This window comes from Rhizobium bangladeshense (assembly GCF_001662075.1).
GTDB lineage: Bacteria > Pseudomonadota > Alphaproteobacteria > Rhizobiales > Rhizobiaceae > Rhizobium > Rhizobium bangladeshense_B.
In genome coordinates this window covers 135,715-150,323 of record NZ_LYPL01000014.1, presented here as the reverse complement: position 1 = coordinate 150,323, position 14,609 = coordinate 135,715, and the positions used below count along the sequence as shown (strand labels likewise).

Below are 14,609 nucleotides of genomic sequence, written 5' to 3'. Positions count from 1 at the left end.
AACAACAACGAAGTTGCGTAAGGCCACACGGGACCGAGCGCAGACACCAAGAGACGAAAGCCATGTCCGAGTTCAAGTCCGATTTCCTCCGCACGCTGAAAGAGCGCGGCTTCATTCATCAGGTTTCCGATGAAAGCGGCCTCGACGATCTGTTCGCGAGGGAGGTCGTGACGGCCTATGTCGGTTACGACGCAACCGCGACCAGCCTGCATATCGGCAATTTGATCTCGGCCACTATGCTCTACTGGCTGCAGGAGACCGGCCACCGGCCGATCGCGCTGATGGGCGGTGGCACGTCGATGGTCGGCGACCCCTCCTTCCGCGACGAGCAGCGCAAGCTTCTGACGCCCGAGGCGATCAATACCAACATCGAGGGCATCAAGAAAATATTCTCGCGCATCCTACGCTTCGGCGATGGTCCGACCGATGCCTTCATGGTCAACAATGCCGATTGGCTGATGAAGCTCAACTATGTCGAATTCCTCCGCGACGTCGGCCGGCACTTCTCGGTCAACCGCATGCTTTCCTTCGACAGCGTCAAGCTGCGCCTCGATCGCGAGCAGTCGCTCTCCTTCCTCGAATTCAACTACATGATCATGCAGGGCTACGACTTCGTCGAACTCAGCCGCCGCTACGGCTGCCGCCTGCAGATGGGAGGCTCGGACCAGTGGGGCAACATTATCAACGGTGTCGATCTCGGCCACCGCATGGGAACGCCGCAGCTTTATGCGCTCACAACGCCGCTCCTGACCACGAGCTCGGGCGCCAAGATGGGCAAGAGCGCCTCCGGCGCCGTCTGGCTGAACGAGGACGTCTTCAGCCCCTATGATTTCTGGCAGTATTGGCGCAATACCGAGGATGCCGATGTCGGCCGCTTCCTGAAGATCTTCACCCGCCTGCCGCTTTCCGAGATCGCCAGACTAGAAGCGCTCGGCGGTGCCGAGATCAATGAGGCGAAGAAGATCCTCGCCACGGAAGCGACCGCCATCGTCCACGGCCGTGAGGCCGCCGCAGCGTCCGCAGAAACGGCCCGCACTACCTTCGAGGAAGGCCGGGTCGCCGAAAACCTGCCTTCCGTCGAGATCCCAGCCACCGAACTCGACGGCGGCATCGGCCTGCTCTCGCTGATGGTCCGCGCCGGCCTTGCCGGCTCCAACGGCGAAGCCCGCCGCCACGTCCAGGGCGGCGCAGTGCGCATCAACGACGAGGCGGTCAGCGACGAACGCCGCCTGATCGGCAGCGAGGAGATCACCGCCGACGGCGTCATCAAGCTCTCGCTCGGCAAGAAGAAGCACATCCTGATCCGCCGCGCGGCGTAAGCGGCTTCAATTCCGAACCGATATCAAAGCCGGCGCCCGCGCCGGCTCTTTCTTTGCCCAATTTTGCAGTTGGCGCGCTCCTCTCACTCGCCGCCAGGCCGAGACGTCGCGTCCGTTCGTTCAGCCTCCCGGAAGACATAAGGTGGCGGGTCGAGGTCTGGTGCCGCGTCACGCGTGACCACCAGCTGATCGAGAACGTCGGCGGCGTCACGGTCGCATCGAGGGGAACCGTCAGCACATGGGCGGAACGGATGAGCTCTGGCGGCCTCAGTCGCGCGGCCTTATCCGCAGACTGCGAAGCCTCGCCTACTGCAGCGGCGATCACCGCGACCGATATGAAAGAGACTGTCCTAGCGCACTGCATGGCATCCTCCGACATTGCGCCGACTGTTGTTTGCCGGACCCACATTACATCAGAGTTAACTAAAATAAACAAAGCGTCACTATTCGACTTACCTGATCGAACCTTTTCCGCTGCCGGGATTTGCGACCAGACCCATTGAGAGCGCCGGAACGATCAACGATCTCTGGTATAAGAACACGGTCATCTACCGCCTCGCGGTCGAGACCTTCATGAATGCGAACCGTGACGGAGTCGGTGATTTTCAAGCGAGCAGCGGACGAGAAAGGCCGTCACACCATTAGGCTCGAGGCCTACGGCTATCGCTGGTGCCGCCCGGCGGCCTCGACGATCTCCTCAAGCGCAAGGAGATTTAGGCTACTGCCTGCCCGTCTCACTGAAACTCGAAGATTTGCCGGAAAACACCAGGCGCGATGATCGACAGCGGGTTGATCTGCAGGTTCGGCTGGTCGAACTTGCCGGTCAGCTTGAAGGTGATGCCGATCAGGCCGCGGTCGCTGCCGTTGCCGAGAATGACGCCGATCAGCGGCAGTTCGGCGAACAGGCGGTTGAGGCCGTAGGCCGGCATGAAGGTGCCGGTCATGTCCATATTGCCCTTACGGTCGCGCACCACGCCCTGGAAGGTCGCGCCGATCTGGTCGCCGCGCAGAACCCCGTTCTCGATGCCGATCATGCCACCCCGCGAAACGATGCGGGCAAAGCCGCGCTGGAAGCGTTGCGATGAAGTGTCGATGTCGCGTTTGACGGCTTCGTTGAGGCTGCGCTGCTCGTTTCCGACGGGTGTCGAGACGATCGAACGCAGGCGCTGTTCGTTGACGATCGAGAAACGCCGCACATCGAGCGAGCCGTCCCAGCCGCCCTCAGCACCCAACCGGATCGCCAGATTGAGCAGCCCGCCCTGGATGTGCTGGTAGAGATCGGCGAAACGCGAAACCGCGCCGGCATCGCCGCTGGTGATGTTGATGACGCCGCCATCCTTCATCTGGCTGACGACGGCCTCGCCGCTGTCGGTGACCCCGGAAAAATTCAGAGCCTGCAACTTGTCGCCGCGCAGTGACACCTGTGCCTGGAAATTGCCGACCTTTTCGTCGTTGAAGCCGACGACGTTTTTCAGCCTGGCCCGCACCGACACGCCGATATTGTCGCTATCGCCGCCCTCGTCGCCGTCCGAGCCCGATTTCAATCGCGCGATGACCGGGCGCGCATCGGCGCTGCTTCCTGAAACGGAGACGTCGAAATTGCCCTTGCTGCGCTTCACCGACAAGGCGAAATCGTCGAGCGAGGAGAGCCTGACGCTGTCGAAATCCGCAGAGATCAGGCCCGTCTTGCCGACGTTCAGCGATCCAGTGGCGCCGAAGCCGTCACCCTTCAGCCGAAAATTCTTGATCTCAGTATTTTCGGGCGGACCGGACATCTCGAATTCCGCGGATGCGGCAATGCCGCTGCCTTTCGACCAGCCGATCCAAGGCAGGTCGAGCATCGATTTGGTGAGGTCGAGCTGAACGTCTTGCCGGTCGTCGTCTATCCGCGTCAGCACCATCTTCAGGTTACCCTTGACGATATCGGAAAGCCCGGGCATCACCTTGCTGCGCTGATCATCCGAGAGCGTCGCCGTGATCACGCGCTGCCGCTCCACGCCGGACGATGCTTCGACCGGCTCGGTCAGATCGATATCGGCGGGAATGCCGTCGATCTCGCCCTTGGCGTCGAGCGTGATTTGCTTCGGATCGCCATTCAGCATGCCGCTGACATTGCTGATCGTGCGGCCGGAAAACGGCTTGGCCAGATCGACGTCGGCAAGCTTCATGGCGGCCTTCCACTCTGCCGGTGGCGGGTTTTGCGACGACAGCAGTCCGAAATGCGCCTTCACATTCGCGTCGATGTGGCCCTTGAAATCCTCGGGCGTAAAGCCGGCGCGCTGCAGCACCCGGATCGGTTTGTAGGTCAGGAGTTCGCCGATGGCGTCCGCCGCGCCGGAAACCGCCAGATCGATATCGGCCATCAGGGGTTTGTCGTAGGCGGAAGGTATGACGAACGTTCCCTCCCCGAGACCGACGGACCGGCCGGAGGGGAAATAGGAGGTGCCGCTCTTGATCGAAATCGTCGCAACCGGGCCGGTCAGATCGAAATGCGCCGCCGTATCGCGCACCGGCGGAATGTCGCCGGCCACGTTCATCCGCGCGCCGGCAATGTCGAAGCCGATGCGGATCTGATTGGCGTCGAGCTTCAATCCCTTGCCGCCGGCTGCCTCGTCAAGCCGTCCGAACGGAATGAAGACGGATATGGCAGCGTCTGTGACGGTGCCGCCGAAGAGGTTGCCGTGCACCCATGTGCGCACCTTGGGCGCCATCCAGAACGGCCAGAGCTGCTTGATCGCCGTCGTCTGCAACTCTCTGGATTGCCCGGCAAAGCTGATTTCCGGCGACTTATCGCCGAGCCTGACGTGCAACGCCCCGTAAAGCGCGCCGAGCGGGCTGGAAACGGTCATGTTAGGAAACAGAAATTCCCGGCCGGCGACCAGATAACGCCCGGTCGCCTGGATATCGAAGGACAGAGGCTGTTCGCCGGAAGCGCCAGGCGCGGCGGTGCCGCCGCTGACAAGCAGGTCGATGCCGAAACCCTTGCCGGCCTGCGGGTCGAGCTTGTCGAGATCGATCAGCGCGCCGTTGATGGGAACCGTGGTCGCGCCGAACCGGGCGTTCGACTTGGCGATCTCGAGCGTCTGCTTGGCGAAATCATAGGCGAGGTTAATCTGCCCGCCCGACAGCTCCTGCGGATCGCCGTCCGCATAAATCAGGCCGGGATCGATATCGACCGTTGCGGCAAGCGCCGGCTGCACGCCGTCGCGTTCCCTGGTCGCCGACACCGTCAGGTCGACGAAGGCACTGAGCCCCTGCCGGATCGCCCCCTGATCGTTGCGTTTCAACGCAAAGGGCGTGAGGTCGGCGTGCCTGAGCGTCGCCACCAGCTTCGACACCTGGCCGCCGTCCTTCTCGGCCAGCACGTCGAGCTCCGCCACCTCGCCGTTGAGCGCAACCTCACCTCTCAATTGCAGCGAGGATGGCCCGGCATGCGCAAAGACAAGGTTGTCGACGACGAGCGACAACGGGCCGTTTGCGGTATCGGCCAATTTGACGTCGATGCCGGAGATGCGCACGGAATTGGTCGAGCCGCGTGTCACGATGCTGTCGAACATGTCGAGCTGCGAGAAGATCCTCTCCATCGCCGCCGGCATGGCGTCGATGCGCAGATCATCGAGCTTGACGGGGTTGCCGGAGGGCAGAAGCGCTGTGTCGAGCGCGATATCCTCCGCTTCGATATCGGCGACGGCGATACGGCCGCGGAAAAGCTGCAGCGGATCGAGCCCGAGCCGCACCGAACCCGTCGTCGACAGGTGTTGGCCGCTCTGCTGGTCGATCATATTGACGTTGCGCGCTTCGAGCGCCAGCCGGAAGTCAGAGGTGAAGCGGATAACGGCGGAGCCGACTTCGGCGCGGTAGCGCGGTCCGGCCACACCGTTCAGCGCCGCCTGCGCCTGTTGCGACAGCGGCTTGTCGAACATGCCGCTCTCGACGGTGAAGACGATGGCGCCGAGGATCAGGAGAATCAGTCCCAGAAATCCCAAGGTCAGCTTCGCCGTGCGCCGCATCGGCGAACGCGGCGGCGGGCAATGAACGATGATCGGATCCTCGGCCTGGGCGGACGGCAAGCGGTCCAGCGCAACGATATCCTTCTTGCGAAACGTGACCTTTTCGCCGCGGATGGCTGACATGCGCCCTCGGGCTCTCCCTTAAATCGAAGAATTGAACCCGGACATGCTGGACGGGTTTCCGTCCACTATATAATTCGGGGAGAGAGAGTGTCATCCACAAACCCGGCAAAAGAAAGGTTTTCCCAATGGCGGTTCCCGGCATCGGTGCCCTGGCCCCCGATTTCAATCTCCCCCGCGACGGCGGCGGCCGTGTCTCGCTGTCCGATTTTCACGGCAAGCCGCTGGTGCTGTTCTTCTATCCCAAGGATGACACCACGGGCTGCACTGCCGAATCGCTGGCTTTCACGGCGCTGGCGCCGGAGTTCCAAGCAGCCGGTGCCGCCGTGATCGGCATGTCGCCCGATTCGGCCGCCTGCCATGACAAGTTCATCAGGAAACACCGTCTTTCGGTGGCGCTCGCCTCGGACGAAGAGAAGACGACGTTGCAGGCCTATGGCGTCTGGAAGGAAAAGAGCATGTACGGCCGCAACTTCATGGGCGTCGAGCGCACCACTTTCCTCATCCGTCAGGACGGCACGATCGCGACAATCTGGCAGAAGGTGAAAGTGCAGGGCCATGCCGAAACCGTGCTCGAGGCCGTTAGGAATTTGGCCGCGTGACCGTTGATCTCGCGATAACCTCGTTGCGCGGCGGCGCCGTCGACGCCATCCGCTCGGCCGATCTCGACCGCAAGACGGCCCTTGCGCAGGAAAGCGCCACCCGCTGGTTCGCCCGCCGAGTGTCGCTGCGCTCGCCGCTCGACTCTGCCCTGCCGGAAAGGCCCGGCCGCCCCGACAAACCGGTGCTGACGCCGCCGACGCAGGTGGAGAAACGCTCGCTGCACACGCTGAAAGGCCGGATCGCCCTGCTGCATGCCATCGCCCATATCGAGCTCAACGCCGTCGATCTGGCGCTCGATATCGTCGCGCGATTCGCGACCGAACAGGTGCCGAACTCCTTCTTCGACGGCTGGATGCAGGTCGCGTTCGAGGAGGCGAAACATTTCTGCATGGTGCGCGCCCGCCTCAACGATCTCGGCGCCGATTACGGCGATCTTCCCGCCCATGACGGGTTGTGGCAGGCGGCCCATTCGACGCGCAACGACCTGACGGCAAGGCTCGCCGTCGTGCCGCTGATTCTCGAAGCCCGCGGCCTCGACGTTACACCGTCGCTGCAGGCCAAGATGCGTGAGACCGGCGATCTCGAGAGCGCTGCCGTCCTCGACGTCATTTATAACGACGAAAAAGGCCACGTCGCCGTCGGCGCCAAATGGTTCCGTTTCCTCTGCGCTCGCGAAAAGCGCGATCCGGCAAAGGCCTTCCAGGAGCTGGTGCGCGCCAATTTCCGCGGGCCGCTGAAGCCGCCCTTCAACGATCTCGCTCGTGCCGAAGCCGGGCTGACGCCGTCTTTCTACCGCTCGCTGGCATCGATCAGCCACGCCTGAGCTGATTGATTTCCTGACGCAAATGATGGCTGCGAAAGCATTCGTTAACCATAACGGTGTCTAATTTCCGAAAGAGGCGTAGAGCATCAATCGGGAGAGCCTGCGTGAACAGCGGACATCAGCACCGGGTATTCGGCAGGCGGGCGCCGGAACACATCCTCATCCTGGCAAGCGGCGACAAGGTGCGCCACATGACGGTCCGGCCATGGATGGCGGCACTTGCCTTCTGCTTCGTCGGCGTCTTCTCGATCGGCTATCTCCTGGCGACCTCCTATCTCGTGCTGCGCGACGACCTGATCGGCGCCACCATGGCGCGCCAGGCGCGCATGCAGCATGATTACGAGGACCGCATCGCCGCCCTTCGCGCCCAGGTCGACCGCATCACTTCCCGCCAGCTTCTTGACCAGCAGGTGGTCGAGGACAAGGTCGACAAGCTGATGGAGCAGCAGCTGGCGCTCACCTCGCGCCACGGCAAACTCGACAATCTGCTCGACCGCGCCGAAAGTTCCGGCCTGACGGACAAGGACAGCACCCAGCCCGCGCCGTCATTGCCCGTCCAGTCCTTTGCTCCCGATATCAAGGACAAGCGCGCTTCGCTCACCGGCGGCATTGAGGCGATCGAGAGACAGCTGGCGAGCGGCGCGCCCGCCGACGCGACGCCCGACAATTCGACACTTGCCTATGTGCCGTCCGCCGAGACAGTCGGCGACCGCGCCGACCGGATCTTCTCCAAGGTGACGCTGTCGCTGAAGGATGTCGAGCAGGACCAGCGCAACCGCGTCGAACAGCTGACGAGTGACGCCGGCCACGCCGCCAGCGCCATCGAGACTGTGCTGACCCGCTTCAAGATTCCTGTGCCTGAGGAGACGGCCGGCGCCAGGCAGGAGAAGGAGAGCGCCGTCGGCGGCCCCTATCTTGAACCAGAGAGCAACGACGACTTCAACAATTCGCTGGCCGCCCTCGACGGCGCGCTGACCCGGCTGGAGGCCGTGCGCAGCACCGCTGAATCCCTGCCCTTCCGCAATCCCGCCATCGGCAAGGACGTCACCAGCCCCTTCGGCAACCGCCGCGACCCGTTCCTCGGCCGCCTCGCGCTGCATTCCGGCATCGACTTCCGCTTTTCGCCGGGCGAGAGGATCCGCCCGACGGCGCCCGGCAAGGTCATCGCCGCCGGCTGGACCGGCGGCTACGGCAATATGGTCGAGATCGACCACGGCAACGGCATCTCGACGCGCTACGGCCACATGTCTCAGGTTCTCGTCAGGGTCGGCGACACGGTCGGCCGCAACGATGTCATCGGTCTTGCCGGCAGTACCGGCCGCTCGACCGGCACCCATCTGCACTATGAAGTGCGCCAGAACGGCCAGGCGGTCGATCCAGTATATTTCATGAATGCCGGACTTAAACTCGCCACCTACATCAAGTAATAGCCATCAGGTAACCATCGCTCCACTCTGCACGGAGTGCGGCCTCTCTATTTCTTGACTTGCCGGCCATTCGGGGCTATGTCGCGCTGCATTGCGGCATGCAATCCCGCCGACTCGTTCAGAGCTCGGCCGAACCGGAACGGAAACAGTTTTCCCTTTGACGACATTTGCTGACCTTGGCTTGAGCCAAAAAGTGTTATCCGCTGTTACCGATGCGGGCTATACGATCCCCACACCTATTCAGGCGGGGGCCATACCCTTTGCGCTCGAACGCCGCGATATTTGCGGCATCGCGCAGACCGGAACCGGCAAGACGGCATCCTTCGTTCTGCCGATGTTGTCGCTATTGGAAAAGGGCCGCGCCCGCGCGCGCATGCCCCGCACGCTGATCCTCGAGCCGACCCGCGAACTCGCTGCCCAGGTCGCCGAGAATTTCGAGAAGTACGGCAAGAACCACCGTCTGAACGTCGCCCTGCTGATCGGCGGCGTGTCCTTCGAAGACCAGGACCGCAAGCTTGAGCGCGGCGCCGATGTGCTGATTTGCACGCCCGGCCGCCTGCTCGACCATTTCGAGCGCGGCAAGCTGCTCATGAGCGGCGTCGAAATCCTCGTCATCGACGAAGCCGACCGCATGCTCGACATGGGTTTCATCCCCGATATCGAACGCATCGCCAAGCTCATCCCCTTCACCCGTCAGACGCTGTTCTTCTCGGCGACGATGCCACCGGAGATCCAGAAGCTCGCCGACCGCTTCCTGCAAAATCCCGAGCGCATCGAGGTGGCAAAGCCGGCATCGGCCGCCAAGACCGTGACGCAGCGCTTCGTCGCCTCGCACAGCAAGGACTACGAGAAGCGCGCGGTTCTACGCGAGCTCGTCCGGGCGCAGACCGACCTGAAGAACGCCATCATCTTCTGCAACCGCAAGAAGGACGTCGCCGATCTCTTTCGTTCGCTGGAGCGCCACGGTTTCTCCGTTGGCGCGCTGCATGGCGACATGGATCAGCGCTCCCGCACGATGATGCTGCAGAGCTTCCGTGACGGCAATCTCCAGCTGCTGGTCGCCTCTGACGTCGCCGCCCGCGGCCTCGACATTCCCGATGTCAGCCACGTCTTCAATTTTGACGTGCCGATCCACTCCGAGGACTATGTCCACCGCATCGGCCGCACAGGCCGTGCCGGCCGCTCGGGCGCTGCCTTTACGCTCGTGACCAAGCGTGACACCAAATTCGTCGATGCGATCGAGAAGCTGATCGGCGAAAAGGTCGAATGGCTGAGCGGCGATGTGAATTCGCTGCCGCCGGCCGAAGAAAGCGCCGACAACGAGCGCCCGAGGCGCAGCAGCCGCGACCGCGGCGCAAAGGGTGAGCGGGGCGAGAGGGATCGTGGGCGCGGACGCGGCAATCGCGGTGCCGCGAGTCATAAATCTGATAATGACATACAGGATAATGACGTCCAAGTGATCGAAGCAGCACCAGCAAGGGCCGAAGTCTTGAAGAACGAGCGCAAAGCAGAGCAGAAGCCGCAAAACAATGCGCGCAACAATCGGCCCTATCCGGCAAACGACGACAGCCGCGACCGCCGCCGTCATCGCGATCACGACGACGGTCCGACCCCGGTCGGCTTCGGCGACGACATCCCCGCCTTCATGCTGATCGCCGGCAGCGCAAAGGTCTGACCATCCCATGGGCAGGCCCGGCCATGATTTCCCGGGCCTCGGCGTTGGTCTGGTGATCCTGCGAGACGACAAGATCCTCCTCTATAAACGCGTGAATCCGCCTGAAGCCGGTTACTGGAACATTGTCGGCGGCAAGGTCGATCACATGGAGCCGGCCGAAGAAGCCGCGCGTCGCGAGGCCGAGGAAGAAACCGGCCTCAAGATCGGACGGATCGAACGGATCGGCGTAACCGAACAGGTCATCGACGCCGACCGCCAGCACTGGATGTCTATCCTTTATCTCGCCCGCGATGTCGAAGGCGAGCCGCAATTGACCGAACCGGACAAGCTTTCGGATTTCGGCTGGTTTGCCCTGACGGATTTGCCCATGCCGCTGTCGGCCTTTACCAGGGCGGCGATAGCAGCTTTGCCGGCTGCCGAGCGCTAACTTTCAGTGCGTAGCGCCGCCTCATAGGCAAGCCTTACCCATTTCGCCATCAGATCGGGATCGTCGTAGGCCTCTTCGGGGATCGACCAGTAGGGCATCTTGACCGGCTTGCCCTTCTTGCCCTCATAGGCCCATTGTGTGGCGCCGGCGGCGGCAAATTCCGGGGCGCTTGTCTCGTCGGCCTTCAACAGCATCTCGTCGCGCACTTCGACTGCAACGATGCGCCCGAGGTGATAAATGCCTTTGCCGCCGAACATGCGCTTGATCGTGACTGGGCCGAGCCCCTGAAACATTTCCTCGATCCCGGCATTGTCCATTCTCTATTCCCTCAAAATCTCCGCTGCTCCGATCACAGCGTGTGATAATCCCGGTTCATATAGACGAGCGCCGGATGCTTCTCACTGAAGCGGATGGCGGCGACTTCGCCGAAGATGACGTTATGGGTCGGCATTTCCTTGATGTCGGTCACCCGGCAATCGAAGGCGGCAAGCGCATCGGCAAGAACCGGCGCGCCGGTGACAAGTGTGTCGAAACGGGCGCTGGCGAAGCGTTCGTCATCGGCAAGCGCCGTGCGTCCGGAGAAAGCGTCGGCAACGCCCTGGTGGTGAGCGCCGAGCGTATTCAGCACGAAGATGCCGCTGCGGAAAAAAATCTCGTTCTTCGGATTGGTGTTGTTGAGGCAGATCAGCACCGAGGCCGGATTATCCGAGACCGAGCAGGCGGCTGTGATGGTGACGCCCCGGCGCATGCCTTCCATCACCGTCGTCACGAGTTGCACATGGCCGGCATAACGGCTCATGGCATCGCGATAAAGGCCGGGGTCGATATGCTGCCTGTTCAACAACTGCTTCTCCGTACGCTCTTCTGCCGACTGCACACATCCATAAATCGGAATCGATTGAGGACGAAATTACGCGGCAATCAATGTGCTGCAGCGTCCTTTGCGTCACCGAAAGGACGTCCTGCGCTGCAGTTCGACTTTCCATCGCGCCAATATGGCGAGCATGGGTTACCTTTTCTACAATAGGACCGGTGAAAAGCATTGGGTTACGCTTGTTTTTCTTTGACGATCGCGGCCTTGCGGATAAAAGGGCATGGACGATGGCTAGGGATCTCCGCCTTTCATGATCAACCTGCGTGGCATAGCAGCCGTTCTGATGCTGCTGGGAGCGGCGGCGCAAGGCCACGCGGCCGGCGTGACGATCGGCGTCGTCGCCCCTGAGAATGGCCCGCTCGCCCTGCTCGGCGCACAGATTGCCGCCGGCGCCGGTTTCGAGATCCAGCAGTCGGGCAATACGCTCGTCGCCGTCAACGAGACCTGCGAGGACAATGGCGGCGCGGCAGTCGGCGATGCGCTTGTCGCGGCCAAGGTGCAGATCGCCGTCGGCTTTCTCTGCAGCGAGACGCTGGAAGGCGCCCTGCCGAAGCTGAAGGATGCCGGCATTCCGGCGATCACCGTCTCCGTGCGCTCGCGCATCCTGATGGAGGACGCGCTGAAAAATGCCTGGCCGCTCTTCCGCATGGCGCCCGCCGATGGCGCCGAGGCGGCAAAGATCAACGAAGTGATCCTGAAGAACTGGGCTGCCGATCCGATCGCCCTGATCGAGGACGGCACCATTCACGGCCGCGAACTGACGGAAGCGGTGCGCAACGCGCTGGAACAGAACGGCCTGAAACCGGTCTTTACCGATACCTATCGCCCGGGGCAGGAGCAACAGATCGCTCTTGTCCGCCGCCTGAAACGGGCCGGCGCCACCAAGGTCTTCGTCGGCGGCGACCGCAACGACATCGCCGTCATCGCCCGCGACGCGGAAGCCGAGAACATCCCGCTCTCCATCCTCGGCGGCGACGCCATGCGCGCCGCCGATCAGCCGCTGCCACTCGGGTCTGGCGTTCGCGCCGTCGCCCTGCCCGAATATGCCGTTCTGCCGGAAGCGGCGGCGGCGGCCGAAACGTTGCGCGCCAAAGGGATCGAGCCGGAAGGTTATGTCCTGCCGTCGCTGGCGGCGGCATTCATTGCCGGCCAGGCGGCCGAAGCCGCCGCTGCGGCCGGCAAGCCCCTCCAGGAGACGCTGCTCGGCACGACATTCCAGACCCCGGTCGGTGCCGTCGCCTTCACCGGCACGCATGAACTTTCGCAAAACCCGTACCGCCTGCTCGAATGGCGCGGCAACGGCTTTTTTCCACCGGCTGCGCCGACGCAATGAGCGGCGGCCAGCCTCGAATTCCGGCGCCGTGCTCGGCTGGCGCCCATACGGAGTAAGACTGATGACGCTGCCCATTCGCATTGCCCCCTCGATCCTCGCGGCGGATTTCGCCAGGCTCGGCGAGGAGGTGCGTAATGTCACCGCGGCCGGGGCCGACTGGATCCACCTCGACGTGATGGACGGGCATTTCGTGCCGAACCTCTCCTTCGGCCCCGATGTCATCAAGTCGCTGCGCGCCTATACGGACGCCACCTTCGACTGCCACTTGATGATCTCGCCGGTCGATGACTATCTCGAAGCTTTCGCCAAGGCCGGCTGCGACCGCATCACCGTCCATGCCGAATCCGGGCCGCATCTGCATCGGTCGCTGCAGACCGTCCGCAATCTCGGCAAGAAGGTGGGGGTGACGCTCAATCCGGCAACCCCGCTCAGCGCCATCGAGAACGTGCTCGACGATGTCGACCTCATCCTCATCATGTCGGTCAATCCCGGCTTCGGCGGACAGAAGTTCATTCCGGCGATGGCAGCCAAGATCGCGGCGGCAAAGTCGCTGATCGGTGACAGGCCGATCGAGCTTGAGGTCGACGGTGGCGTCACGGTGGAAACGGCGCCGGCAATCGCCCGCGCCGGCGGCAACGTCCTCGTCGCCGGCTCGGCGATTTTCAAGGGTGATACGGTCGAAGATTATCGCCGGACCGTCGCCGAGCTGCGACAGGCAGCCGAAGGGGCACGCGCATGAAGAAGCAGCTTTTCTTAGGCGGTCTGCTCGCCGCCGCACTCGCAGGCCTGCCCGGCGTGTCACTTGCCGGCGACATTGCCAGCATCCAGCCGATCGGCTTTTCCGCTGACGGCAAGGTCTTCGCCTTCCAGGAGTTCGGCCTCAAGGAGGGCAGCAATGTCCCCTATTCCAACACCTATTTCATCGATACCGATAAGGGCCAATATCTCGAGGGCACGCCCTTCCGCACCGAACTCACCGACAAAGACGCCAATCTTTCCAAGGCGCGGCGGCAGAATCTGACGGCGGCGCGCGGCCAGATGGACAAATACGATCTCCTGACCAACCCCGGCCTGATCGCCGCCTTCAATCCGCCGACCGAACTCGGCTCACCCGCAAAGACGCTGCGCTACACCACGCTTGCGACCGACGGCCCGCCGAAATCACCCTATACGCTTTCGCTCGGCGAGTTGCCGATCGCGGTGCCGAAGGACTGCGCGGCGATCGCCAAGCGGGTCCTCGGCTTCAGCCTGCAGATGATCGAGAAGGAAGGCGCACCGAACCGGCAGGCAGCGCGCCAGGTGCAAATGGTTCCGGCCGAGCGCGCATGTTCGGTCGAATACAGGATCGGCGGCGCAGTCGTCTATCAGCCGGAAGCCGCAAACCAGGTTCATATCGCCCTCGTCCTAGCCTTCGATGCGCAACGGAACGGGCGCTGGATCGCCGTTCCGGTTCATCCCTGAACTGGTTGCCCGACATGGAGCGCCTGAGGGCGGCATGGCCGCCCTACTCCCATCTGATCCTCGGCGCCTTGCTTTGGGCCGTGCAGATGCTCGCCTCGGCCATGCTCGGTCTTTATCTCCGCAACGGCCTGGAGACGAGCCGGCTTGCCGAAGTCGCCGGGCTCTATTTCCTCGGCGGTCTGCTCGCCTGGCCCGCGGCTTTGCCGGTTGCCCGCTTCCTCGCCTATGGCAAGCCGCCGGAGGCGCGTTTCGCCGCCTTTTTCGTGACGCTGATCGTGGCCACGATCGCCATGACGGCCTTCCTCTTCGCGATGGAATATCGGATCTTCTATTCGCGCTGGCACGCACCCTTCGGAAGCGGCATCTGGGTCTTCCAGTTCATCTTCACCAGCATCAGCGCCGTCTATCAGTTCCTGGTGATCGGCCTGCGCCTTTTCCTGCCGCTCGGTCTCGTCTGCCTTGTCGTCAGCAGCTATTATCTTGGCAAACGCATGCGTTGAGATTGCCGCCCGTCTTTGCTACAGGGGCGCTGAAGCA

13 protein-coding genes and 1 pseudogene are annotated in these 14,609 nt (G+C 62.9%); 10 read left to right on the top strand and 4 right to left on the bottom strand.

The annotated features are described in order from the left end of the window. Positions 1 to 62 precede the first annotated feature (62 nt). Positions 63 to 1,319, top strand: coding sequence for a tyrosine--tRNA ligase (tyrS, locus tag A7X77_RS24655; RefSeq protein WP_064685455.1), 1,257 nt, complete (start codon positions 63 to 65; stop codon positions 1,317 to 1,319). Positions 1,320 to 1,402: 83 nt separating this feature from the next. Here tyrS and A7X77_RS34095 read toward each other — a convergent pair. Together A7X77_RS34095 and A7X77_RS24650 are read right to left on the bottom strand one after the other, a co-directional pair. Then, a pseudogene (locus A7X77_RS34095) lies at positions 1,403 to 1,683 on the bottom strand (hypothetical protein). Between the two features lie 370 nt (positions 1,684 to 2,053). Beyond that, positions 2,054 to 5,452 (bottom strand): DUF3971 domain-containing protein, encoded by a 3,399-nt coding sequence (locus A7X77_RS24650; RefSeq protein ID WP_064685454.1) that lies wholly within the window; start codon positions 5,450 to 5,452, stop codon positions 2,054 to 2,056. Positions 5,453 to 5,577: 125 nt separating this feature from the next. Here A7X77_RS24650 and A7X77_RS24645 point away from each other — a divergent pair, with 125 nt between their 5' ends. From A7X77_RS24645 to A7X77_RS24625, 5 genes are all read left to right on the top strand, one after another. Continuing rightward, positions 5,578 to 6,051 (top strand): peroxiredoxin, encoded by a 474-nt coding sequence (locus A7X77_RS24645; RefSeq protein WP_064685453.1) that lies wholly within the window; start codon positions 5,578 to 5,580, stop codon positions 6,049 to 6,051. Beyond that, a complete protein-coding gene (locus A7X77_RS24640) occupies positions 6,048 to 6,875 on the top strand; it encodes a ferritin-like domain-containing protein (RefSeq protein WP_064685452.1) in 828 nt (275 codons plus the stop codon). The genes A7X77_RS24645 and A7X77_RS24640 overlap by 4 nt, the downstream gene beginning before the upstream one ends. A 104-nt stretch (positions 6,876 to 6,979) precedes the next feature. Further along, positions 6,980 to 8,302 carry a M23 family metallopeptidase gene (locus A7X77_RS24635; RefSeq protein ID WP_064685451.1) on the top strand — a complete coding sequence of 441 codons (1,323 nt, stop codon included), beginning with the start codon at positions 6,980 to 6,982 and terminating at the stop codon, positions 8,300 to 8,302. A 157-nt stretch (positions 8,303 to 8,459) separates the two neighbouring features. Beyond that, on the top strand, positions 8,460 to 9,977 hold the full coding sequence (locus tag A7X77_RS24630; protein ID WP_064685450.1) for a DEAD/DEAH box helicase: 1,518 nt from the start codon (positions 8,460 to 8,462) through the stop codon (positions 9,975 to 9,977). A 7-nt stretch (positions 9,978 to 9,984) separates the two neighbouring features. Beyond that, positions 9,985 to 10,404: an NUDIX domain-containing protein gene (locus A7X77_RS24625; protein WP_064685449.1), complete on the top strand. Its 420-nt coding sequence runs from the start codon at positions 9,985 to 9,987 to the stop codon at positions 10,402 to 10,404. Here the strand turns inward: A7X77_RS24625 and A7X77_RS24620 are convergent. Continuing rightward, positions 10,401 to 10,721 (bottom strand): TfoX/Sxy family protein, encoded by a 321-nt coding sequence (locus A7X77_RS24620; protein WP_064685448.1) that lies wholly within the window; start codon positions 10,719 to 10,721, stop codon positions 10,401 to 10,403. The genes A7X77_RS24625 and A7X77_RS24620 overlap by 4 nt on opposite strands. 32 nt (positions 10,722 to 10,753) lie before the next feature. Further along, the gene (locus tag A7X77_RS24615) at positions 10,754 to 11,248 is read right to left on the bottom strand and encodes a flavin reductase (RefSeq protein WP_064685447.1); all 495 of its coding nucleotides are present in this window, start codon (positions 11,246 to 11,248) and stop codon (positions 10,754 to 10,756) included. Positions 11,249 to 11,528: 280 nt separating this feature from the next. Between A7X77_RS24615 and A7X77_RS24610 the strand changes: the two genes are divergently transcribed. The 4 genes from A7X77_RS24610 to A7X77_RS24595 all read left to right on the top strand — a co-directional run bounded on the left by A7X77_RS24610 (position 11,529) and on the right by A7X77_RS24595 (position 14,572). Next, positions 11,529 to 12,611: an ABC transporter substrate-binding protein gene (locus A7X77_RS24610; protein WP_064685446.1), complete on the top strand. Its 1,083-nt coding sequence runs from the start codon at positions 11,529 to 11,531 to the stop codon at positions 12,609 to 12,611. A gap of 61 nt (positions 12,612 to 12,672) precedes the next feature. After that, the gene (rpe, locus tag A7X77_RS24605; RefSeq protein WP_064685445.1) at positions 12,673 to 13,350 is read left to right on the top strand and encodes a ribulose-phosphate 3-epimerase; all 678 of its coding nucleotides are present in this window, start codon (positions 12,673 to 12,675) and stop codon (positions 13,348 to 13,350) included. Further along, entirely contained in the window at positions 13,347 to 14,072 is a 726-nt protein-coding gene (locus A7X77_RS24600; RefSeq protein ID WP_064685444.1) for a DUF2259 domain-containing protein, read from the top strand. The genes rpe and A7X77_RS24600 overlap by 4 nt, the downstream gene beginning before the upstream one ends. A gap of 14 nt (positions 14,073 to 14,086) precedes the next feature. Beyond that, a complete protein-coding gene (locus tag A7X77_RS24595) occupies positions 14,087 to 14,572 on the top strand; it encodes a hypothetical protein (RefSeq protein WP_064685443.1) in 486 nt (161 codons plus the stop codon). Positions 14,573 to 14,609: the final 37 nt, after the last annotated feature.

Bases quoted from the DNA above. Each gene is read 5' to 3' on its own strand.
- tyrS (WP_064685455.1), top strand. From the start codon at position 63: ATGTCCGAGTTCAAGTCCGATTTCCTCCGCACGCTGAAAGAGCGCGGC.
- A7X77_RS24650 (WP_064685454.1), bottom strand. From the start codon at position 5,452: ATGTCAGCCATCCGCGGCGAAAAGGTCACGTTTCGCAAGAAGGATATC.
- A7X77_RS24645 (WP_064685453.1), top strand. From the start codon at position 5,578: ATGGCGGTTCCCGGCATCGGTGCCCTGGCCCCCGATTTCAATCTCCCC.
- A7X77_RS24625 (WP_064685449.1), top strand. From the start codon at position 9,985: ATGGGCAGGCCCGGCCATGATTTCCCGGGCCTCGGCGTTGGTCTGGTG.
- A7X77_RS24620 (WP_064685448.1), bottom strand. From the start codon at position 10,721: ATGGACAATGCCGGGATCGAGGAAATGTTTCAGGGGCTCGGCCCAGTC.
- A7X77_RS24610 (WP_064685446.1), top strand. From the start codon at position 11,529: ATGATCAACCTGCGTGGCATAGCAGCCGTTCTGATGCTGCTGGGAGCG.
- rpe (WP_064685445.1), top strand. From the start codon at position 12,673: ATGACGCTGCCCATTCGCATTGCCCCCTCGATCCTCGCGGCGGATTTC.
- A7X77_RS24600 (WP_064685444.1), top strand. From the start codon at position 13,347: ATGAAGAAGCAGCTTTTCTTAGGCGGTCTGCTCGCCGCCGCACTCGCA.
- A7X77_RS24595 (WP_064685443.1), top strand. From the start codon at position 14,087: ATGGAGCGCCTGAGGGCGGCATGGCCGCCCTACTCCCATCTGATCCTC.